This is a genomic window from Alistipes sp. Marseille-P5061 (assembly GCF_900290115.1).
Classification (GTDB): domain Bacteria; phylum Bacteroidota; class Bacteroidia; order Bacteroidales; family Rikenellaceae; genus Alistipes; species Alistipes excrementigallinarum.
This window is the reverse complement of the sequence record NZ_LT985749.1, coordinates 276,285-297,819: the sequence shown is the minus strand read 5'-3', so window position 1 is coordinate 297,819 and position 21,535 is coordinate 276,285. Positions and strand designations below refer to the sequence as shown.

The window sequence follows — 21,535 nt, the reverse complement described above, 5'->3', positions numbered from 1 at the left end:
CCGCCCGGGGGCTCCCCCTTTACGCCATCCACGCATGCTGGGGCGGAAAAGCGGGGTTGAGGGTATGCGGGCGAAAGCCGCTCTGTTCGGGGCAGCCTACCGGAGCAGCTGTTCGATGAGGGCGGTCAGCTCGGCAAACGTCTCGGGCGAGTAGCCCGCACGGCTGGCTACCACCGTGCCGTCGGGGTCGATGAGGATGTTGCGCGGCACATAGCGCGTGGCATAGAGGCCGTAGATGCTTCCGTCGGGGTCGACGCCGATGGGGAAGTCATAGCCTTGCGTGGAGGCAAAGGCCCCGACCGTCTCTGTGCTCTCCTCGCGGGCAACGGGCAGAAAGAGGAACTTCCTCCCGCCGAAGCGTTGGGCGAGCTCCTGCGGAACCTCCGCCATCTCGCGCCCGCACTCGGGACACCACGTGTTCCAGAAGGTGAGCAGCACAACCTCGCCCCGCAGCGACGAGAGGGTCGTCGACGTGCCGTCAAGCATCTCGACGGTGAAGTCCGGGGCGGGCTCACCGTCGCCGACGAGCGTCGTCGCGGCGATGTCGTCGTCGTTGTCACGGATGCATCCCGAATTCGTTGCAGCCAGCAGCAGTACGGCTGCCAGGCAGAGTTTCGCAAGTGGAAAGATACGAGGAGTCATGATTCGGCCGGTTTTGGAGCGCCCCGCCCGCCGTTTCGGGACGGGTGACGCCCTTTTCAACTTTCCAAGATAACAATTTTTTTTGAGAAAATGGATGGCAATAATGATAAATGTATACGATTCCGGCCATGTTCATTTTGGGGCGAAATTTGGTACGTGAAGTCGGCGCGTTTTTGCTCTTGTCACGACGATTATTTTTTAATACATTGAAAATCAATGTATTAAAAAATTGAGGGGGGGGGGGATTTTTTGATTTTTAACAGACCAAAACTTGTTTTTTTGAATAGTTCGTCTTATATTCGTAAGACGGAATCGTTTGAAGGGATGAACTGTCCGATGCGGGAGATGAGCGTGGAGCGGTAAAAATCGGACGAAATGGAACTTTTTCGTGGCTATGTTCGCAAAGGGCTGAATTCAACTTGCAAATGCAACAGAATTCTGATTAATAATTTGTTTAAATTTTTCGTTTGGCGTGAGGTATCCAAGTCTTTTACGAGGTCGATTATTGAGTTTATTTTCAATCCACTTAATCTGTTTGTTGGTTACTTCACTAAAGTCCTTACCCTTTGGGATATACTGCCTGATAAGCCCGTTGGTGTTTTCATTGGCACCACGTTCCCATGAGTGGTATGGTTTGCAAAAATAGAATTTTATTTCCAATTTTTGCGCAATTTCCTCGTGCTTTGCAAACTCCTTTCCATTGTCAGCCGTAATTGTGTGTATTAAGTTTTTCACTTTCCGCAGTGCCCATACTGCAATCTTAGCTACCGGGATGGCTTCTTTTCCCGACAACTTGCGTATCCAGACCCTGCTTGTTGCTCTGTCGTTAATGGTAAGAATGGCACCTTTGTGGTTCTTACCAATAATTGTATCTATCTCTAAATCACCAAATCTCTCCTTCAGTTCCACTATCTCGGGACGCTCATCAATATCCACCCTGCCTGGGATAAATCCTCGCCCTGCATTTTTAGAACCACGTTTGGCATACCTGCGACCTTGTCTGCGAAGATATTTGTGCAGTTTGCCACCCCGCCGCTTATCCTCCCAAATCCAGCGATATATCGTTTCGTGAGATACCATCGCAATTCCCTCCAAGCGGCTCCTGCCGACAATCTGCTCCGGGCTGAATCCTTTCTTCAACAGCTTTATTATCCGTTTTCTCATTGCCGGTGTAAGCACTTCCTTGCGATGTTTTTGCTGCTTGCGCCTGTCTGCTTTTCGCTGGGCAAGCTCCATGCTATAGCTACCACTTCGGGCGTCGCAATTGCGCTTTATCTCCCTGTAAACAGTGCTTTTATCTACTCCGATAGCTTCCGCTATTGCTTTTTTGCTCATCGGTATTTGCAACATCATAGAAATTGCATACCTTTGTTCCTCGGTTATATGTTTGCTCATCTGCAACTTTTTTTTCTTTGGACGGACAATTAAAGCAAAGATAGCAAACTTTATCCATTCAGAGTGAGAGAAAGGGGGACATTGTCTCTCTTTCCTCTCTGAAAAATAAATGTTTTTATTGCTTATTATCCGCACCCAAAAAGTTGCATTTATAAGTTGAACTCAAGAGGTATTTTACTCCATAGCTCATTTTGTCTTTATTCTGCATCTGCTTTTTGCCTGCGTGTTGTGGCTTCGCGCCCGCGGGAATGTGAAGATGCAGGCGCTTGCGCTGCTCATGGCGCTTCTGGCGGTCTTCTTTCTGCTCAAGCTGTGGGCTTTCGGCCTTGTGCTGCATCCGCTCGATTTGCGTCCGGCGCTCATGAGCGGATATGTCACCATGGTGCTCTGCATGGTGCCCCGAATCTGGTTTACCTCGCCCCGGACCGTGTTCCGGAATTCGGTGAGCGTCCTTCTGCCAGGGCTCTTCCCGCTGTTTCTCTATCTGATAGCCCGTCTGTCGGGGGTGCAGTTTCATGAATTGGAGTTCGACGTTTCGCTGTGGAGCGTGCTTTCGCGCCCCGACGTCTGGCTGCGTCTGTTGATGTTTCTGCCGATTCCCTGGTATGCCATCCGCTCGTTCCGGATTCTGTGTCGTGTAGCCGTCGAGAAGCACTCGGCCTGTGCACGGGTCTATGCGGTGGGGTGCCTTGGGTTCATTCCCGCATACCTCTTTGTCTTTCTCGACGGTTCGATGCCTTCGCAGCTCGGCGTGCAGCTCTACTTCCTGCTTTTCGACGGTGTGCTGGTCTATCTGGTGCTTTTCGGCGTGCACGAATGCTTCGGGGCGGAAAAATTCCCCCCCCCGGGCGTAAATACCTCTTTTGAGTCTGTAACGGATTCTTTGTCAGCTGATTGTGCGGACGGATGCGGGCCGCTTCCAGCCTCTGAATCCGCCTCTGAAACGGGAGCTGACACCCCCGTGCAGCCCGGAGCCGTTCCGGAGCCCAAATCGATAAGTCCGCTCTATGCGCGTCTGGAGAGTTACATGCAGCACGACGAACCGTGGCGGAATCCCGAACTCACGCTGGCCGATGTCGTTTCAATGCTCTATACCAACCGCACTTCGCTGGCCCAGGCAATCCGTGAGGCCGGGTATGCCGGCTTCAAGGAGTATGTCGGCTACTACCGCATCCGGGAGTTCAAACGTCTGGTCGGATTGGGCAGGGTTGAGTCTCTCGAGCAGGGCTTTCGAGCCGTAGGTTTCCGGTCCAAAACCACGGCTTTCCGCAATTTCTCCCGCTTCGAAGAGATGACCCCCATGGAGTATGTCCGCCGCCATTCTCCGGTCGCTGTCAGAGAGTAGTTTTTTGTCTTTTTGGAATCACCTTGTTTTTACGGTACCGTTTTGGCCTTTTTACTGCTAAAATGGAACCAAATCATTGTCGTTTTTCCTCTGAATTGAGTAAACGGATTTATAATTTTGTCCTCACGAAAGTACCTCCGATAGAACGTTGTTCCATCGGGGGCAGCTAACTTTTCGAAAAGGGTATATGAAAAAAATTCTGTCCATTTTCCTTTTTGCGGTGTTGTGCGGCGGGCTTCACGCGGTGAAGGCCCAGCAGACGGAGCGCTCTACGCGCGTGGAGAAGGTGGCCGTTAAAACCAATTTGCTCTATTGGGCGACGACGACTCCCAATGCCGGATTTGAGTTCGGGCTCGGAAAGAAAACGACGCTCGACATTTCGGGTGGATACAACCCCTGGACGCTCAACAGCGACAAAAACCGCAAGGTGAAGCACTTCCTGGTCAAGCCGGAGTTCCGCTACTGGCTCTGCGAACGCTTTCAGGGACACTTCTTCGGCGTACATGCCGGTTACGGCGAATATAATATAAGTGCGGTGCACATTCCGCTCATCAATACCTCGGGCGACAACCGCTATCAGGGCTGGGGCGCCGGCGTGGGTATCTCCTACGGCTATTCCTGGATTCTGGGCCGCCGCTGGAACCTCGAGGCGACCATCGGCGTGGGGTATGTCTATTTCGACTACAAGCGTTACGACTGCGTGACCTGCGGACCGTTCCGCGAGGCGGGCACCAAGCACTATTTCGGACCGACGAAGCTCGGCATTTCGTTAATTTACATGATTAAGTGATGAAGACGCTCAAGTATGCCATCGGTGCGGCATGGGTGCTCCTTCCCCTGCTTGCCTGGAGCCAGAACCGGGTTGAGCTCTCCGAGCAGCGGATTGAGCGCAACCGCCAGCAGATTACCGTACGTTTCACGGTGGAGTCCGACAAGCGGACCCCCGCCCGCAACTTCAAGACGGTGCTTTCGCCCTATCTGTTCGACGGCGACGATACGCTCCGTCTGCCCGAAGCCGAGGTGGTCGGCCATCGCCGGCTGCTCCGCGACCGTCAGGAGCGGCTGCTCCGCGGCGAGCGCGGCGAGGCGCCCGATGCCAACCGCGTCGAGGCGGGCGAGGAGCTGGTCTACAGCTGCACGGTCCCCTACGAGCGGTGGATGAAGGATTTGTCGCTCGGTGTAGGCCAGCGCTGCGAGGGGTGCGGTGAAAGCACGCCGCTGGGTCGTCAGGTCGAACTGGCCGACGTGAAGGTCTACGAGGAGCCCGACCCCGCCATGCCGTTCGAGGCGCGTCGTGCCCCGCAGTTGAAGGAGGCCAACCGCCGCTGGCTCTTTTCGAAGCGCGACATGGTCATCCACTACGAGGTGGCCAGCACCTCTATCGACGTCGACGCCTTCGACAATGCCGCAACGCTCGAGGAGATTATGGCGGCGCTGAATACGGTGCTCGACGACCCCGACCGTCGGCTGAACCGAATCGAGCTGTCGGGATACGCCTCGCCCGAGGGTCGTCTGCAGCTTAACATCGAGTTGAGCCAGGGACGTGCCGAAGCGCTGCGCGACTACCTGATGCAGCAGCTTCCGGAGCTGAAGCGCGAGAATTTCGAGCTCATCAACGGCGCCATCAACTGGGAGGGGCTGCGCCGCAAGGTCGAGGCCTCCGACATGCAGTACCGCGACGAGGTGCTCGACATCATCGACAACGTGCCGGCCGAGAAGGGGCGCAACCACCAGCTGATGGGGTTGCGTGCGGGCAATCCCTACCGCTACATGATGAAGCACTTCTTCCCCGAGCTGCGCAACGCCTGCTACATTTCGGTCTACTACGACGTGCTGGAGGATACGGCTGCCGACACCATCAACCGTGCCATGGCGCTCATCCGCGAGGGCCGCTATGCCGAGGCGCGCGAGATGCTGCGTGAGGTGGAGTCCGACCCGCGGGCCTTCAACGCCATCGGCGTGAGCCTGATGATGCAGCAGCAGGAAGAGAAGGCGCGCGAGTGGTTCTCCCGTGCCCTTGCCGAGGGCGACCCCGCCGAGGCGGAGCTGGTGCGTGAGAATCTGAAGCAAATCGAAAACTATTGACAAGACCTGAGCTTCCCCGGCCGAAAGGTGTGGAACACATGCCGGCTATCGGCCGCGAAGGGGGATGCAAGCCTGCAGTAAACCAAACAAACAATAATTTACAACAACCTTTAATTTATCAAGTTATGAAGAAAATTTTATTCGGAATCATGGCTGTTGCCATGATGGCTTCCTGCTCCAGCGAGGAGAGCGTCGGTGGCGAGCCGGGAACGGGTGAAGTGAAGAAGGTCTCGATTGTCGTGAAGAACGCGGCTCTGACGCGTGCCTTCGCCGACGCTGAGGATACGCCGGTTGCCAACAACCTGAAGTTCATCTTCACTACGTCGAGCGGCGTGATTACTGAGGACTTTGACGAGGCTTCGACCAAGGCTTCTTATGGCCCCTATGAGGTTTCGACCAGCGCTCAGAAGCTCTACGTCGTAGCCAACGCCCAGGGCGTAGCCGAGATTACGGCCACCAAGGGTGCGAACATCAGCGCCGTTGAGGGAACGCTCTTCTCGCTCGAGAACCAGACCATCGCAGGCGCCATCCTCTATGGCTCGAACACGACGGCCTTTGAGCTTGACCCCGACGCCGGTGCCAACCACTACAAGACCTCGGTTCAGATTGCTCCGAGCGTAGCCCGCATCCAGATTGCCAAGGTTTCGTCGAAGCCTGCTCAGGGCGACGCCATCGTTGCCGGTGACGTGAAGGGCTTCACGCTCAAGGGCATCTATGTAGACCACTACTACCAGAACGCCACCATCGCAGGCGCTGGCAACACGATGATTGACCTCGACTGGTCGACCACGCCGTCGTTCACGGATTACATGTGCACCGAGTTCGAGCCCGCAACGGCCGGTACGCCCAGCGGCAACTTTGTAGAGGTTGTTCCCGAGGGCCACACCTATTGGGACTATGCCGTAGCAGCCGGTGAGGCTTCGCACATCGTGCTCCACCTCGAGACGGTTACCCGTCGCAACGTGCTCGATACCGACGACATCACGGAGAACAACCAGTATGTCGAGGTGCTGACCTTCAACAAGTCGGGTGACCCTGTGACCAACTTCGAGCCGGGTACGATTTACCGCATCAGCAACATCCAGTTCTCGACCGACAACCTGACCCCGCAGCCGGGTATCAAGGCCAAGTACGTTACGGCTACCGTTGAGGTGCTGAAGTGGAACGTCGAGGAGATTACTCCCGAGTTGTAGTCCATCCTTTCTGCCTGTGTCATACGGGGTGCGGAGCGGCGAGCTCCGCTCCGCACCCTTTTTCAAAAAAAGCTTCACATTAAGATTCGCACGAATGTCAATGAGATGTAAAATAACCGGACTCGCCCTGACGCTGCTGCTGTCGGGTGCGGCGGGGTGCATCAGGGAGGACCTTTCGGGCTGCCGCCCCGGGGTCGGCGTGGTGTACGAATATTCGTTGAACAGCGAGCAGGAGAACCTCTTCGGCTCCGAGGTCGACAAGGTGACGACCTACGCCTTCGACGAGAATGGAATATTCGTCGGTTCATACTCCGACGCGGGCGAACATCTGACCAACGACTACCGGATGGTGCTGCCGCTGCCCGACGGCGTCTATACGCTCGTGGTGTGGGCCGGACCTCTGGGTGACTACATCGTGGGGGACAACTCCACGTCCGATTTCTCCGCACCGGAGGCCGGTGTGACCCGAATCGAGAATTTCATGTTGAAATACCGCGTCGACGGTGAGCCTGCCGTGGACTCCGACGTGGATGATTTGTACCATGGCATCATCACAGGGGTGGTCTCCGACTATACGCGGAGCAACACCTATACCGTGTCGCTGACCAAGAATACGAGTGACGTGCGTGTCACGCTGGTCGATACGACACCCGGAAATACGACCGACGGTTCTGCCGCAGGTCGGGCTGACGACCGGTTCGAGGTATACTGCACCTCGGCCAACGGACGCTACAACGCCGACAATACGCTGGGGGATGGAGCCCTCACTCTGACATATACTCCCTACGACCGCACCGATGCGGGGCAGGAGAGCCGGCAGACGATGTCGATGCTTCGACTGATGGCCGACCGCTCGTGCCAGTCCATGCTGGTGGTGCACGACAAGGAGCAGAATACCGATATCTACCGCAAGTCGCTCATCGAAGCCATCATGGAGAATCCCGCGCTTGCGACCCAGGAGGACCTCGACCGTGAGGACCTGTTCGACTTCCGCATCAAGCTGGAGATGAACGTGGTCGCCGAGGTGTGGATTAACGGCTGGAAAATCGTCGATATCACTCCCGACCTTTGACGCGGGAGCGTTGGAACCTGCTAACATGCGTATGTCATGAAACATGCATTGAAAATAGGAATATGGCTGCTTGCGGCTCTCACGGTCTTTTCGTGCCAGAAGGAGCGCGGTGCCGGTGCCGTGGGCGAGCGCGACCTCTTCGTCTCGCTCGACACGCGTGCGGCCGACGAGAACGTGGCGCAGAACGACAACCTGTTCCGGAGCCTGGTCTTCTACTTCTTCACCGACGACGGCACCAACAGCAAGACCGTCTTTAGGAGCTTTACCCCCGGGCGGGATACCTACGAGGAGGTCTTCCGTCTGCCTGTCGAGGCTACGCGCGCGGTGGTCATCGCCAACTACGAGGACAGCGACCTGGAGCGTACGCTCTCGCTGACGATGAACTACGACGAGCTGACGAGCCTCGTGGCGACCAAGTCGCTCGACTTCCAGCCCGACCAGCTGCTCATGCTGGGCGAGGCCGCGGTGCCGCAGAGCGGTGCGATGAGCATCGAGCTGGTGCGTCTGGTGGCGCGCGTCGACGTGCATGTCTTCGGTACTCCGGAGCTGGTTACGGGGCGCTCGGTGAAGGTGCGCAGCGTGCAACTGGCCGGTCAGGTGCTCAATACGACGATGCGCCCCGGTGATGCGGGCATGCCCGCCGCGCCGGTCACGCGTACCCGCACGAAGGACGAACTCGACTATACGGTCGGTGTCCGCCCCTCGGAGGTGACTGCCGCCACGGCCCCCGCCGCGCGCTTCTACTCCTTCCAGTATGTGCCCGGGACGACGGCTGCGGACGATGTTCCCGAACTGACGGTCGTGCTCGATGTCGACGGCATGGAGATGACCCGCACGTGCCGCATTGCCGATGCGGCGCACCCCGACTGCAAGCTGCTGCGCAACACCATCTACCGCGTGCTGGCCGAGGTCAAGTCGTCGGGTATTTCGGTTTCGGTCGACGTACTCGACTGGCAGACCGAGGAGTCCGACATCGAGTGGGGCGACGTCTCGACGGCGACCTTCGAATGCGGTCCGATGACCCCGCCCTCGACCGCTGACGGCGAGCTGACGGTGGTCTACGACCAGATTCCGGGCGACGCCCGCATGCAGTCCTTCGAGTTCTACATCACGGCGCCGGTCGGGGCCCTGTGGAACGCTTCGCTCACCAATTCGACCGATTTCGCCTTCTCGGACATCAACGGCGGCGTGCAGAACGGCGTCGTGGTTGCGGGCGGTCAGCCGGCCTACATCCGCGTCATGGCCACCTCGCCCTACCGTCAGGTCCAGGGGGCCGACGGCTCGATGACCGACCCCTCGACGCGTCTGGTCATCTCGCTCCAGATGGCGGGTTCGTCCGACTTCGAGGCCCTGCTGATTAACCCCGACCTGCTCTACGGCAGCACCGATGCCCACGTATACCAGATTGTCCAGAAGGAACAGTAAAGCATAGGAACGCATTATGATACGAATATACCGATATTCGATGATTCTCGCGGCCGCGGCGCTGGCCCTCACGGCCTGCTCGACGGAGGAGCCCCGGTCGCAGTGGCAGCCGGAGCGCGGACGCATCTACCTGCAGTTCCCGACCGGGGATGAGGCTACGGTCCAGGGCGAGGAGGCCGGCACCGGCTCCGAAAGCCGGGTCGAGACGGCCGACGTCTTCATCTACGACGGCGAGCAGTGCCTCCATTACGAGCGGCTCTCCATCCCCCAGAACGGCGCTCCGGTGCCTCTGAGCCAGGTACTGGCAACCGATTTCGTCGTAGGCCAGCCCTACGAGGTGCATGTGGTGGCCAACTACCGCGACGGCGAGGACGGCAACGCCCCCTTCCCCGAGGAGGAGGCCTCGTGGCCGAGCCGTTCGGAACTTGCCGAGATGGTGGCCGTGACGTCGCAGCTGACGAGTCGGACCGAGTCGACGCTCCAGTCGCTGCTCATGGAGGGCGAGACCTCCGCGCAGCTCAACGACGGCACGGGCAATCTGGTCGAGGTCACGGTGCCGCTGACGCGTGCGGCCGTGAAGGTGTGCGTCGAGGTGACCATCGGCGCCCCCGTGCGGAGCGATGATACGGCGGCGGACAACCCCGGCGGATATGTCGAGACGACGTATGCCTTCTTCGGCGGAACGCTCGGCCGTCTGCACAATGCGGCCGACCGGGTGCGCATGGTCGCCGGACACGAGCTCTCGCTTGCCGAGCTGGAGGGCCATCTGGTGACGAACGAGGCGTGGACCAGCTTCGAGGTCATCGGCGACAGCCGTTCGACGCTCTCCTTCTACTGCTATCCCAACGACTGGAGCGGCGCACATACGATTGACCAGGAGACTTTTGTCAACGTCGACATTCCGATTACGGTCCGCACGCAGCGCTATACGGCGGCGGGCGAGCCGCTGGGCGAGGCCTCCGTTGAGCAGAAGTCGCACAACTACTACAAGGTGCAGCTCAACTACGGGCAGGATGCCGATGCGAACAACAAGCTGCTGCGCAACCACCTCTACCGCGTACGCGCGACGCTGCGCACGCTGGGCTCCTCAACCCCCGAGGTGCCTGTCGAGCTCGACCCGCAGTGCACGTTCGAGATTCTCGACTGGCAGAAAATCACCATCGACGTCAACCCTGACGACCTGCAGTTCCTCGTGCTCAAGCGCAATGCGCTTACGATGGCCAACACCACGCAGGATTCGGTCTACTTCATCTCGACCAGCCCGCTCGACATGGCGACGACCAAAACGCGGGTCATCGAGGCCTACTATTTCGACGATTACGGTCGGAAGCAGCAGGTTGCGGCCGGCGAGTTCTACCCGACGCTGAGTCAGTCGGACGAAGCCGGATATACGGGCTATCTGAAGATTGCAAGCGCGACGCCGACCAACAACGTGCCGAAATACATCCGCATCTCGGTGGAGAACCAGCAGGGCGTGACCGATACGCTCTTTGTGGAGCAGTATCCGCTGGAGTACTTTACTTCGGAGCAGTCGTGGTACTCCTATGTGGATGACGGAACGCTGGGACAGCCCAACAGCAGCTGCTTCAGCTATGAACAGGCCCCTACGCGCAATTCAACCAGTGGCGATAGAATTTACGCCGGTTCGGGCGGCGGTTACGTAATCGGCTTCTGGGACCTGCAGTTCTTCTCGATGGTCGTCTATTCGACCAATGCAACGAATGGAGAGTCGGTAATTTATCAATATTACTACAACAATCCGATAAGTTGGGGGCACGATAACGACTGGAATCTTCAACTGTATACGGACTGGAGTCTGTTTGGCGGAAAACCGGTTACGGTGAACCTGAATAATGCGCGCATCTATCACCTGCATATGACCTCGACCAACGGTCAGCATCGTTTGGGTATTCCCCAGACCGATTCCAATGGTTATACGGTCAATACTCCGGACAACAATCTGCTTGTGTCTCCGTCGCTGATGGTTGCCTCGCAGTTGGGTTGCACTAAAGCATGGGGTAACCGGAGCGAGGTTGAACAGCATTGCAAACAGTATGTAGAGAAGACTGCGGCCGGAGTCGTCTACGATGACTGGCGTCTGCCTACCCGCGCCGAGATGGATGTGTTGACCTACTATCAGCGACCCGGTACGACAGCAGACCCTAACCCGAGTGTCGTGAAGCAGACCTTCCGGGCCTATTGGTACTGGTGCGCCGATGGCCCCTACAAGAATAAGTACGGAATCAGCACCTACGATTTCGGTTCAGAGGGAGGTACTGACTGGGGCGGTTACTCGACTTCTCAGAATGAGCCCGCCGTCCGTTGCGTGCGCGACGTGAAGGCCGACAAATAACGTAAAACATCGAAAAGCGTATGAAACGTCTTTTTGCAGCGATATTCCTTCTGGCCGCAGCCACCTTTGCGGCCTGCAGCGAGGACCCGACCCGGTCGGCGGGCGGACCGACACCGTCGGCCGACGGAACGGTCACCCTCACCGGTACCGTGACGGTGCCCGACATGACGGTCGTCCAGACGCGCAGCGTCGACAACGACGGCTGGGGCATCCAGTCGCTCTATGCCTTCTGCTTCGGCGAGGGAGGCATGTTCATCAGCCGCGTGCGGGCCGACGTCAAGACGGCGCCCCCCGTGCTGGAGGGTGAGTTCACGCTCCAGATTCCGTCGAGCACCCGCATCATCCACTTCGTGGCCAATGCCAACCTCGACAACTTCGACGATGCGCAGAACGTCGGCAGCTACGTCACCTCGGTCATTCCGCTGCTCGAGTCCACCTCGGGCAAGATGGTCTACTGGTCGGAGTACCGCCACGAGGGCGACTTCACCTCGGGCGAGAGCATCCACATCCAGATGGTGCGCAACCAGGCGCGCATCGAGGTGCGGGTCGACGAGAGCCTGGCCGGCGAGTTCGAGACCGACGGCTTCTCCATCTGCAACACCTACGCCAACGGCACCGTAGCGCCGTTCGACCCCGTGTCGCTCACCTTCGGGTGGGATGCGACGGCCGGTGACGGCTCCTATCCCAACCTCTACGTGACGCTGCCCACCAATGCCGTCAAGGCGACCGACGCCGCCGATGTCGACCACGACCAGTACCGCTACATCTTCGAGGACCCCAACCCCGAGGGCGACCAGACCTACCTGATTGTCAAGGGGCGTGCCGTGGGAGCCCCCGAGTGGTCCTACTACAAGGTGCTCTTCCTGCGTGAGGACAAGACCCCGTGGCCCATCTACCGCAACATGTGGTACGAGGTGATTATCCGCAAGTCGCTGGCCAGCTCGCCCGCCTATGCGACCTTCGCCGAGGCGAAGGAGGGTGTCCCCGTCAACGACGTCTATGTGGCCGTCTCGCCCGAGGTGCCGACCATCTCCGACGGTCAGCGCGTGCTCACGGTCGAGCGGACGACCCACCTGCTCGACGGCAGCGAGGGACGCTATACGATTGCCTATCGGTATTGCAACCTCGACGGCTCGACCACCGGGCTCACGGCCCCCTCGGTAAGCTGGCTTTCGAACGACCGTGTGGCCCAGACCGACATGGTGGTCAACAACTACGATACCCGGACGGGTGAGGGTACGGTCGAAATAGTCCCCTTTGCCGCCGGTGCCACGGCGCGTCATGCCGAGTTGAGCATCCGTGCCGGAGCGCTCTCGCGTACGGTCTCGCTGATGCTGGTCCGCCCCTTCGTCTTCACCCCCGTCTGGATTAGCTCGGGCATCAACGGCAGCGTGAGCGACCAGGATGTGACGCTGGTCTTCCAGATTCCGGAGGATTATCCCCAGGAGCTGCTTCCGCTCGAGTGCCGCATCTCGGCCAACGAGATTACGGGTACCTCCGAGACGCCGCTGCGGTTGATTTTCCAGAAGGACTACCCCGATGAGGAGTGGGGCGAGCAGACGCAGTGGCCCTACAAATACGTCTACGAGGCCCAGACGACGGGCACGCACCGGATTTACTTCCGCACGACCCGGGCCCTGAACGACAACAACAGCACCGTGCTCCTCGAGGCGGAGCATTTTGAGCCCGTGACCAAACGCCTGCGTGTGACCAACGACAGCCGGATGCTCGAGTTCGTCGGCCTGCGCGACTATACGGCGCGCATCCAGTACGCCCTCGTGCCGAAGATTGCCGGTTCGGAGCTGACGCTCCAGTTCCGCTTCGTCTCCGAGACGGGCGGCGCCGTGACCGGCGACCCCGGAACCACGGTGCGCATCTATACCAACAACCTCGACCCGGCCGAAGGTCAGACCGGCATGGAGGAGATGGCGAGCGACCCCGAGATGGAGGCCAACGGCCGCTACCTGCGCTATACGCCCCAGGCTTCGGACCGCAATGGCGAGGGTGTCTATACGCTTCGCTTCCGGACCCGTGTGGCCGTAAGCGACGAGCCGATTCGCATTGCCGACGAGCAGACGCAGTATGCCTCGGCGACGATGGAGCTTGCGACCTACGGCTACTTCCCCTTCCACTTCGACGTGCGGGGCGAGGATGGCACGCAGATGATTCCCTATGGCCCGGGCGTGCCCGTGACCGTCAGCTTCGATACGAGCGGTTTCACCTCCGAAACCACCGAGTTCATCTCGCCGGGCAATGCGCAGTACACCTGCTTCATCGCTACCCGAAACCTCGAGCCCGACCCGGCCTATGGCGACCAAGGGCTCACGGCCGTGAACGAGACGGGGCGTGTCGGCTACGAATATCTGGTTACGGCATCGACGCAGCATATGTTCCACTTCGTGACGAAGGAGATTGTGAGCGGCGAGACGGTGAGCATCTCCTCCGATGAGACCATTTCGTTCACCTCCGAGAGCGTGACGCTGACCAACCGGCCCATCGAGGGCGTCATGAGCTACGGCGAGACCTCGAATCCCGGCGATGCGACCGTGCAGCCGGTTGAGGAGGATGCCTTCGTCACCATCGAACGTACGGACGGTACGCGCATCGGTTACTTTACGGTGGGTGCTAACGGACGCTATACGCTGACGCTGCGCGGCGAGTATGATTTCGAGTGGAAGACGGCCAACCTGACGATTCTCTATTCGCCGCTCAACAGCTCGGAGCGCTACGGCGCCGTCACCTCGCTCGAGGCGCTCTTCGCCTCGCCCGACCTCGTGCTGAGCAAGAACTGGACGATTCAATAGAGGTTCCGGAAGGCGGCTGCGGCGGTCCGGTGTGGCCGGATGCGCGTGCGGTGCCCCGGAGCATCAACTGCCGATAAGAGCGGAGAGCCATCCCGAAAGGGGTGGCTCTCCTTTTGTCGTTTTGTGGGGCAGGGGCCGAGCGTGTCGGCCGCCGGTGTGGCTGCGCCGCGCGGGGTCAGAAGACCCGGACGAGCAGATGGCCCAGGTGGGCGGCCAGCATGCCCAGGGCGAAGCTCAGCAGGGCGTAGCCTGCGAAGTGGAGGAACTGCTGCCCGCCCAGCAGGGCGTAGTTCTCGTGGATGAAGGTCGAGAAGGTGGTGAATCCGCCGCAGAAGCCCACCGTGAGGAAGAGCCTCAGCTCGGCGTTGAGCAGGTTCCCCCGTTCGAAGAGACCGTAGAGCAGCCCGATGGCCAGGCAGCCGGCGACGTTGACCGCCAGCGTCCCCCACGGAAAGCCCGAGGCGGCGTGGCTCTGGATGAGCCGCGAAAGAAGGTAGCGTGCAATACCGCCGGCAAAACTTCCGGCACCGATGAAAAAGAGGGTCTTTACCATAGCGTGAAGTGTCTGAAGGGCTCCGTGCGGCGGGTTTTGCCGCACGTCCGGGCCGACCAATCTGTTGTGAATTTATGAACCGCCATAACGACTGCCTGGGTGGAGCGTGTGCTCCACGTTTATGCAGGTATCATCAGCACATCCCGAACGGGCGGCGGTTTGAGGCAGATACCATTGCCTTTGCGGCTGCAAAGATACCGCTTCGGCGTGAAAAAACGAATTTTTCCCGGCTAAATCTGCTGTCTTGCGTGCCGAGGGAGACAGTTCGGCCGGGAGGAGTCGGTCGAAACCGCCGGGAGAGGTATTTTCCAGAGCAGCCGAGCGGTGGGGTGGCGGAGCGGGGAGTTCGGGGTGTTAGAAAGGCGGAGCCGTGGACCGGAGAGCGGTTATAAGGCAGGGGGCATAGGGATGGCAGATGGAGCGGCGGGCGGACGGGTGACGGAGTGGCTGTGAAGTCAGGAGGCCGGGCGGCGGGCAGGGCGACAGACCGGGTCGTACCGCAGGGCTGGAACGGCGGGCGGCCGGGTGGGCGGCGAGGAGAGAACGGGCGGGGGGAGAAAAGACCGGGCGACAGACGGGGCGGCGTGGCAAGGCAGGATAGCGTGGTTGTGTGGCCGCGCGTCAAGGCAGGGTAGGAAGAACATGAAGAAGGGGGCAGCCGGAGGGGGCGAAAAGGCCGGTCGGAGGTTACGCCTTTCCGGCACGGCCGCGGATGCGGCGGAAGGGGAGGCCGAGCACGCCGAAGAGTGCCTCGCCGAAGATGCCGCTGCTCATCTTCGAAGAGCCGCGACGCCGCTCGGTGAAGATAATCGGCACCTCGCAGAGCCGCATGCCCAGCTTCCAGGCCGTATACTTCATCTCAATCTGGAACCCGTAGCCCTTCATGCGGATGGCGTGCAGGTCGATGGCCTCCAGCGCCCGGCGCGAGTAGCAGACGAAGCCCGCCGTGGCGTCGTGGAGCGGAAGCCCGGTGACCAGGCGCACGTATTTCGAGGCGAAGTAGGACATCAGCAACCGCGACATCGGCCAGTTGACGACGTTGACCCCCTCGACGTAGCGCGAGCCCACCACCACGTCGCCCCCTTGCTCGGCTGCCCGGCAGAGGCGCACCAAATCGTCGGGATTGTGCGAAAAGTCGCAGTCCATCTCGCAGATGAGGTCGAAGCCGCGGCTCAGCCCCCACTCGAAACCGGTCAGGTAGGCCGTGCCGAGCCCCTGCTTGCCGCTCCGCTCGATGAGGTGCAGCCGCTCGGGGAACTCCTCCTGACGGCGCCGCACGATGGCGGCCGTGCCGTCGGGCGAGCCGTCGTCGATGACCAGCAGCTCGAAGGGCTCGCTCAGCGAGAAGACCTTGTCAATCATTGCGGAGATGTTCTCCTGCTCGTTGTAGGTCGGTATGATAACCAGTTTGCGCATGGGCTGTGCGGCGTTTTCCGTGTGATGCGGCCGCGACGTTTCGACCGCGATTTTACAAAGATAGCATTTTTTTGCAGAAGTGGAGCACCTCGGCCCGTTTTCTCCACACTCGCGCCGGATTCGGCGCCGGGATGGGGCCTCTGCGCCCTGTGACCCGGGCGGGCTTTTCTGCGCTTCTGTTGCTCGACCCGGTCTGGCCCCTCCGCCCGGCGGACGCTACGGGCGGTGCAGCGTCCCGAGCCGCCGGATTTCGGCCCGCTGCTCCGGTGTGGTGCGACGCGACTCGAGGATTTTGCGTAGGCTCATCCGAAAGCTCCATGCGGGCAGCCCCGGCTCCCCGGCCAGCCAGGCCCCGGTCCGCTCCGGGTCGGCGGCGTAGCAGACCGAGACGGCCCAGGCGACCGCCATGCGGGCGTAGTAGCCCTCGTGGCGGACGCTGCCCAGATGACGGAGCAGCGCGTCGAGGTGCTCCCCGTCGGTGAAGTTGTTGAGCCCCGTCACGGCGGCGAAGCGGACCTCGTACTCGCCGTCGGCGAGGAACAGCGGCTCGATGAAGTGCCACATGGGTTCGCGCTCGGCAGGGCGGAGCCGCCGGCAGAAGCTGTCGCAGAGGCTCCAGTTGTCGATTTTGGGCAGATGTGCCGCCGTGAGGCTCAGAAACTCGCCGACCGGACAGGGCGCATAGCCGATGACCATCCCCTGCAGCATCCGCTCCTCGAAGTAGTACTCCTCCGCACTGCGGAGGTATGCGCGCCAGTCGCCCCGCACGATTTCGCGGGCCAGCCGCCGCAGCGCGGGGAGCCGTACGCCGATGATGTGTTCGACGCCGGGCAGCAGCGAGGCGCTGAAGTCGCGGTAGGCGGGTTCGCCCAGCGCAAGGAGCCGTTCGCGGATGTTCATTGTTTTTTGCCGAATTTGGGGGTGATGCCGATGAAGAAGGAGTAGTTGAGCCGCGGCATGGGGCGCCCCATCACCGTCTCGTACTCCTCGTTGAAGAGGTTGTTGATGCACCCCTTGAGCGTGAAGTCGGCCCAGCGGCACGAGAGCAGCCTCTCGAGCGCCACGTCGCTCATGAAGTAGGGGGGCACGTAGCCCAGATGGTCGCGGTCGTTGCTCGACATGGTGTAGCGGGTGCTGTACCAGCACCATTTGTAGCTCAGCACCCAACGGCGCCACTGAAGCTGGGCCGTGAAGGCGGCCGAGTGCTCGGGGATGTAGACCAGCTGCTTGCCCACCGACTCGTCGGCCGGGCTGAAGGGGTCGCCCCGGTTGATGGAGCGTGTCCAGGCGTAGTTGCCGTCGAAGCGCAGGCTCCAGCGGCGCCCCAGCTCGGCGCGGGCGTCCACCTTCAGCTCGAGGCCGTAGCTGTGGACCCGCTTGACGTTGACCGGGGTGTAGATGCCCGACTTGGCGCCGTCGCTCAGCCAGAGTATCCAGTCGTCGATTTCCGAGTCGAAGAAGGTGAGCGACCCCTTGAGCGAGCGGCTCGGGCCGCCGAGCGAGAACTCGCCCCCCGCATCGAAGGTCCACCCCTGCTCGGGGCGCAGGTCGGGATTGCCGCCCGGCTGGAAGTAGAGGTCGTTGAGCGTCGGGTAGCGGTAGTTGCGCGCCGCCGAGGCCTTCAGCACGACGTTGCCCCGCTTCGAGGCGAGCCAGTCGACGAAGAGCGCCGGTATGAGCGGCGTCGTGCGGTCGCCGTAGAGCTCTTCGCGCAGGTTGAGCGCCACGCCCAGCCGCGGTACGGGGCGCCACTTCACGGCGGCGAATCCCGACAGCTCGAAGCGCGAGCGGTCGTCGAGCTGTCGGACATACTCGCCCGTCGTGTTGTCGATGAGCGAGAAGTCGCCGCTGTTGACCATGTGCTGCGAGGCCGTGACGTCGAGCGTGAAGAGCCACTTCTCCCGCAGGGCGTATTCGGCTCCGGCGCGGGCGAAGAGCGAATGGACGTAGCTGCGCGAGTCGGTCATCGTGAGGAAGTTGCCCTGCCCCTCGGGGTCCTGCAGCCGCTCATAGCGCAGGTCGGTGTAGGTGTAGCCCGCCCGCAGGTCGAGCTTCAGGCCGTTTGCGAGCCGCTCCCAGCCTGCCGTGGCGCGCAGCGTCCGCTCGTCCTGCAGGTCCTTCTTCGACTTCTCGTCGTTGCGGTCCGAGCTGAGCAGCGGCAGGCCCCGGTGCGAATCGAGGTACCAGGCGGCAATCGAGAGGCGGCTGCCGTCGCCGAAGGTGTGGTAGAGCTCCTGCAGCAGGTGGATGTCGCGGAAGCCGCCGTTGCGGTTGCGGCGGAGCGGGTAGCTCGTGCCGACGATGTTGCCGTCGGCGTCGGTCTCGAACTCCTTGGTGTGGTAGTTCCGGTAGAGGAAGTCGTTCTCGGAGGTGCTGCACAGCAGGCGCGTCGAGGCGCTCCACCGCGCTCCCGTGTAGCTCAGGTGGAGAAACTCGTCGAAGGTGGTGAAGGAGCCGATGCCCTGGATGTAGCGCATGTGGAATCCCTCCTCGTCGCCGGGGCGTGTGGCCAGCGTGATGGCGCCGCCCAGCCCGCCTCCGGTGATGCCCACCGAGCTGGCGCCGTGGTAGAGCGTGGCGTTGTCGATGAAGTAGGCGGGGATGAGCGAGAAGTCGACCTGGCCGAAGAGCGGCGAGTTGATTTTCATGCCGTTCCACGTCACCTGCGTGTGCGAGGGCGAGGTGCCCCGGAACGAGGCGGTGGCCAGCGTCGCGCGGCCGTACGACTTGATGAAGATTGTCGAGCCGGAGGTCAGTGCGTCGGCCAGCGACGAGGAGATGTTGTCGCGCAGGACGATGCTGTCGAGCTTCGTGCGCTGGACGCCAATCTCCTTCATCGGGCGCGTGCCGGTGATTTCGACCCGTTCGATGTCGCGCACGTAGAGCGAGTCCTCCGGCGCGGCGGCCCGTGCCGCGGGTCGGAGGGCAGCCAGAAGCGCAATCGAGAGAAGCAGGCGGCGGAGCATCGTAGGCGGGGCGTTGCGGATGGGTTATTCGGTGACTTCGCGGTAGCAGGCCACGCCGCAGACCTCGGTCGAGACTTCGCCGATGAGCGGCGCCGAGGCGTTGATGCCGCTCTGGACCTTCACGAAGTCAATCTGCGGCAGGTTGGCGGGCGCACCGTCGGCCGTCACGGCGTCGGAGATGTTGAGCGTGTTGTAGCCGCCGATGAGGTCCTGCGACGAGTAGTTGTCGGCATAGCCCCATGCGAAGGGGGCCGTGGTCCTCGACTCGGTCCCCTCGACCTCCTTGCGGACGATGTTGTCGGGCAGCCGCACGCCGGTGAAGCTCACTTCGTCGGCCTCAATCCATGCGGGGTAGTAGCTCTCCTGCGTGTGTTCGCCGATGCGGGCGATTTCGCCCTTGCCGCCCTTGTTGTCGCGCCAGGCGACGGGCTGGTTCGCCCCCGCGGGGCGGGTGTAGGTGATGGAGTAGCCGTGGGTGCTGCGGTCGTACTCGCTGCCGCGCAGCTCGTACCACGTGTCGTCGGGAAGTCCGTTGCCGTTCTCGTCGCGCATGACGTAGACCACGCCCGGCTCCGAGGAGTTGACGAAGGAGTTGCCGCGTACGAGCAGCTCGCCGCCGCCGTTCTGCGGCACGGGCTCGGCGAAGCCCACCACCAGATAGCCGCCCCAGCCGCCGAGAGAGACGTAGAGCCGGGAGGCGAAGCGCTGCATGGCGTAGGCGCAGGCCTTTTCGGGGGTGGTGACGTCGGTGTAGCCGCTCAGCGGCTCGTTGATGAACTGCCCCGGGGCGGGCGTATACTCGAAGACGGTGGCCGCCTGCTCGATGACGCGTTTGGTGGTGGTCGATTCGCCCGAGTTGCAGCCGGCGAGCAGCGCTGCGGCGCCGAGAAGGGTGATGATGCGGGTATGTTTCATGTCGTTATTGATTTTGCTCAGGTTGCCAGAAACAGAAACTGCCGGGGGTGATGCCCACGCGGAGCGTGTCGAGCGCGCGGCCCCGGGCCGTGAAGCGGTAGACGACGCCGTGCTGCACGTAGTCGATGGCGTCGGCCACGTAGACCTCCGAATTGCGCGGGTCGACCCCCAGACCGTAGTAGGTGGTCCCGGCGTAGGGGAGGAAGGGGGTCGCGGGGAGCGACTCATCCTTTACGGACATGCGCCAGACGTCGCGGTCGAGGTAGTAGAGCGTGTCGCGCCGGCCGTTGAGCACCAGCTCCGAGGGGTGGTCGCCGGAGGGGAAGAGGAAGCTCCGCTCGATGACGCGCGTGGCGGCGTCGATGCGGTAGAGCACGGCGGGAATCCCCTCGGTGCGTCCCTCGGTGACGGTCCAGATTTTGCCGTAGCGGTCGCAGACGAGCGACGTGGGCTGCGGCCCCACCTCGATGGAGTCGACCAGCCGTTCCGTGCGCAGGTCGACCACCAGCAGCTTGTTGTCGTACGACCAGCAGTTGACGAAGAGCTCGTCGCCCCACTGGGCCATCTGCTCGGTCGACTTGTGGCCGTTCATGGCGATGCGTCCGCGGATGCGGTTCGAGCGCGTGTCCACGACCGTAATGCGCGGGTCGTAGAGGTCGGTGATGTAGGCCGTCGTGTCGTTGGGAAAGTGGATGTAGCGGGGCGAGACGACCCCCTCGATGAGCCCCGTGACGGTGCAGCTTGCCGGGTCAATGACGTAGACCACGCCCGAGTTGTTGACCACCACGTAGCCGCGCCCCCGGTGGAGGGCCATCGACTGCGCCACGTCGCCCAGCCGCATGCCGTTGGCGCGCGAGAAGACCTCGTTTTCGACCTCCTCCGCATCGGTGCGGTAGAACGAGAGCGAGGCGTTGTCGCTGCCGAAGTTGCCCTCGCAGGTGATGAACACACCCCCCTGCGAGAAGCCGAAGGGCTCTTCGTCGAGCGGACCGAAATCCATGCAGGCGGCCAGCGTGGCGGCGCATGCGGCCGGAAGCATGCGCCAGAGTGCGTGCAGCAGTCGTTTCATCCTCGTTCGTTTCGGCGGAGCGGGACGGCAGGCGCGGACGGGCGGAAATGCGCGGACGACGTCGGGCCCCATTCTCCGCGGGGCGCTTATCGATGGAGTGCACCGGCAGGTCTTCTGACTTGCCGCCGCTCCGATGCCTTCCCGCCCCGGTGCGGGGCAGTGGCTGAGGAGTATCGGAGCGTTTGCTGCGGCTTACAGCAGCGGGAACTGTTGCCGAATCGCACGGCATTCCCTTTTCATCCGCGCGCACCGAAGGTGCGCCCTGCGGAACCGATGCGCGACAAAAGTACGCTTTTTTTGGC

16 protein-coding genes and 2 riboswitches are annotated in these 21,535 nt (G+C 61.3%); of the genes, 8 read left to right on the top strand and 8 right to left on the bottom strand.

Features of this window, described 5'->3' with window-relative positions; translation table 11 throughout:
* Positions 1 to 96: 96 nt before the first annotated feature.
* Positions 97 to 642 (bottom strand): TlpA family protein disulfide reductase, encoded by a 546-nt coding sequence (locus C8267_RS05120; protein WP_106633912.1) that lies wholly within the window; start codon positions 640 to 642, stop codon positions 97 to 99.
* A 414-nt stretch (positions 643 to 1,056) separates the two neighbouring features.
* A complete protein-coding gene (locus tag C8267_RS05115) occupies positions 1,057 to 2,037 on the bottom strand; it encodes an IS30-like element IS4351 family transposase (RefSeq protein ID WP_005794072.1) in 981 nt (326 codons plus the stop codon).
* Positions 2,038 to 2,293: 256 nt separating this feature from the next.
* Between C8267_RS05115 and C8267_RS05110 the strand changes: the two genes are divergently transcribed.
* From C8267_RS05110 to C8267_RS05075, 8 genes are all read left to right on the top strand, one after another.
* On the top strand, positions 2,294 to 3,382 hold the full coding sequence (locus C8267_RS05110) for a hypothetical protein (RefSeq protein WP_158699720.1): 1,089 nt from the start codon (positions 2,294 to 2,296) through the stop codon (positions 3,380 to 3,382).
* A gap of 187 nt (positions 3,383 to 3,569) precedes the next feature.
* Positions 3,570 to 4,172 (top strand): DUF3575 domain-containing protein, encoded by a 603-nt coding sequence (locus tag C8267_RS05105; protein WP_087361543.1) that lies wholly within the window; start codon positions 3,570 to 3,572, stop codon positions 4,170 to 4,172.
* Positions 4,172 to 5,467 (top strand): OmpA family protein, encoded by a 1,296-nt coding sequence (locus C8267_RS05100; protein WP_106633910.1) that lies wholly within the window; start codon positions 4,172 to 4,174, stop codon positions 5,465 to 5,467. The genes C8267_RS05105 and C8267_RS05100 overlap by 1 nt, the downstream gene beginning before the upstream one ends.
* A gap of 125 nt (positions 5,468 to 5,592) precedes the next feature.
* Positions 5,593 to 6,660: a hypothetical protein gene (locus tag C8267_RS05095; protein WP_106633909.1), complete on the top strand. Its 1,068-nt coding sequence runs from the start codon at positions 5,593 to 5,595 to the stop codon at positions 6,658 to 6,660.
* A 100-nt stretch (positions 6,661 to 6,760) separates the two neighbouring features.
* On the top strand, positions 6,761 to 7,732 hold the full coding sequence (locus tag C8267_RS05090; RefSeq protein WP_158699719.1) for a FimB/Mfa2 family fimbrial subunit: 972 nt from the start codon (positions 6,761 to 6,763) through the stop codon (positions 7,730 to 7,732).
* A 36-nt stretch (positions 7,733 to 7,768) separates the two neighbouring features.
* Positions 7,769 to 9,157 (top strand): hypothetical protein, encoded by a 1,389-nt coding sequence (locus C8267_RS05085; protein WP_158699718.1) that lies wholly within the window; start codon positions 7,769 to 7,771, stop codon positions 9,155 to 9,157.
* A gap of 16 nt (positions 9,158 to 9,173) precedes the next feature.
* Positions 9,174 to 11,510 (top strand): fimbrial tip adhesin FimD, encoded by a 2,337-nt coding sequence (locus C8267_RS05080; RefSeq protein WP_158699717.1) that lies wholly within the window; start codon positions 9,174 to 9,176, stop codon positions 11,508 to 11,510.
* Positions 11,511 to 11,530: 20 nt separating this feature from the next.
* The gene (locus C8267_RS05075) at positions 11,531 to 14,314 is read left to right on the top strand and encodes a hypothetical protein (protein ID WP_106633906.1); all 2,784 of its coding nucleotides are present in this window, start codon (positions 11,531 to 11,533) and stop codon (positions 14,312 to 14,314) included.
* Positions 14,315 to 14,489: 175 nt separating this feature from the next.
* Here the strand turns inward: C8267_RS05075 and crcB are convergent, their stop codons facing one another.
* From crcB to C8267_RS05045, 6 genes are all read right to left on the bottom strand, one after another.
* On the bottom strand, positions 14,490 to 14,867 hold the full coding sequence (gene crcB / locus C8267_RS05070; protein ID WP_087361528.1) for a fluoride efflux transporter CrcB: 378 nt from the start codon (positions 14,865 to 14,867) through the stop codon (positions 14,490 to 14,492).
* Positions 14,868 to 14,984: 117 nt separating this feature from the next.
* Positions 14,985 to 15,055: riboswitch (Fluoride riboswitch) on the bottom strand.
* Between the two features lie 499 nt (positions 15,056 to 15,554).
* The gene (locus tag C8267_RS05065; protein ID WP_106633905.1) at positions 15,555 to 16,283 is read right to left on the bottom strand and encodes a polyprenol monophosphomannose synthase; all 729 of its coding nucleotides are present in this window, start codon (positions 16,281 to 16,283) and stop codon (positions 15,555 to 15,557) included.
* Between the two features lie 216 nt (positions 16,284 to 16,499).
* Entirely contained in the window at positions 16,500 to 17,183 is a 684-nt protein-coding gene (locus tag C8267_RS05060) for a DNA alkylation repair protein (protein WP_106633904.1), read from the bottom strand.
* Positions 17,180 to 19,249: a TonB-dependent receptor plug domain-containing protein gene (locus tag C8267_RS05055; RefSeq protein ID WP_106633903.1), complete on the bottom strand. Its 2,070-nt coding sequence runs from the start codon at positions 19,247 to 19,249 to the stop codon at positions 17,180 to 17,182. Before C8267_RS05055 ends, C8267_RS05060 begins: the two co-directional genes overlap by 4 nt.
* Positions 19,250 to 19,273: 24 nt before the next feature.
* Positions 19,274 to 20,164: a hypothetical protein gene (locus tag C8267_RS05050; protein ID WP_106633902.1), complete on the bottom strand. Its 891-nt coding sequence runs from the start codon at positions 20,162 to 20,164 to the stop codon at positions 19,274 to 19,276.
* Positions 20,165 to 20,168: 4 nt separating this feature from the next.
* Positions 20,169 to 21,233, bottom strand: a complete 1,065-nt coding sequence (locus C8267_RS05045) for a DUF5074 domain-containing protein (RefSeq protein WP_442778176.1) — start codon at positions 21,231 to 21,233, stop codon at positions 20,169 to 20,171.
* 87 nt (positions 21,234 to 21,320) lie between these two features.
* Positions 21,321 to 21,523, bottom strand: a riboswitch (cobalamin riboswitch).
* Between the last annotated feature and the right edge of the window lie 12 nt (positions 21,524 to 21,535).

Bases quoted from the DNA above. Each gene is read 5' to 3' on its own strand.
- C8267_RS05120 (WP_106633912.1), bottom strand. From the start codon at position 642: ATGACTCCTCGTATCTTTCCACTTGCGAAACTCTGCCTGGCAGCCGTA.
- C8267_RS05115 (WP_005794072.1), bottom strand. From the start codon at position 2,037: ATGAGCAAACATATAACCGAGGAACAAAGGTATGCAATTTCTATGATG.
- C8267_RS05110 (WP_158699720.1), top strand. From the start codon at position 2,294: ATGCAGGCGCTTGCGCTGCTCATGGCGCTTCTGGCGGTCTTCTTTCTG.
- C8267_RS05105 (WP_087361543.1), top strand. From the start codon at position 3,570: ATGAAAAAAATTCTGTCCATTTTCCTTTTTGCGGTGTTGTGCGGCGGG.
- C8267_RS05100 (WP_106633910.1), top strand. From the start codon at position 4,172: ATGAAGACGCTCAAGTATGCCATCGGTGCGGCATGGGTGCTCCTTCCC.
- C8267_RS05095 (WP_106633909.1), top strand. From the start codon at position 5,593: ATGAAGAAAATTTTATTCGGAATCATGGCTGTTGCCATGATGGCTTCC.
- C8267_RS05090 (WP_158699719.1), top strand. From the start codon at position 6,761: ATGAGATGTAAAATAACCGGACTCGCCCTGACGCTGCTGCTGTCGGGT.
- C8267_RS05085 (WP_158699718.1), top strand. From the start codon at position 7,769: ATGAAACATGCATTGAAAATAGGAATATGGCTGCTTGCGGCTCTCACG.
- C8267_RS05080 (WP_158699717.1), top strand. From the start codon at position 9,174: ATGATACGAATATACCGATATTCGATGATTCTCGCGGCCGCGGCGCTG.
- C8267_RS05075 (WP_106633906.1), top strand. From the start codon at position 11,531: ATGAAACGTCTTTTTGCAGCGATATTCCTTCTGGCCGCAGCCACCTTT.
- crcB (WP_087361528.1), bottom strand. From the start codon at position 14,867: ATGGTAAAGACCCTCTTTTTCATCGGTGCCGGAAGTTTTGCCGGCGGT.
- C8267_RS05065 (WP_106633905.1), bottom strand. From the start codon at position 16,283: ATGCGCAAACTGGTTATCATACCGACCTACAACGAGCAGGAGAACATC.
- C8267_RS05060 (WP_106633904.1), bottom strand. From the start codon at position 17,183: ATGAACATCCGCGAACGGCTCCTTGCGCTGGGCGAACCCGCCTACCGC.
- C8267_RS05055 (WP_106633903.1), bottom strand. From the start codon at position 19,249: ATGCTCCGCCGCCTGCTTCTCTCGATTGCGCTTCTGGCTGCCCTCCGA.
- C8267_RS05050 (WP_106633902.1), bottom strand. From the start codon at position 20,164: ATGAAACATACCCGCATCATCACCCTTCTCGGCGCCGCAGCGCTGCTC.
- C8267_RS05045 (WP_442778176.1), bottom strand. From the start codon at position 21,233: ATGAAACGACTGCTGCACGCACTCTGGCGCATGCTTCCGGCCGCATGC.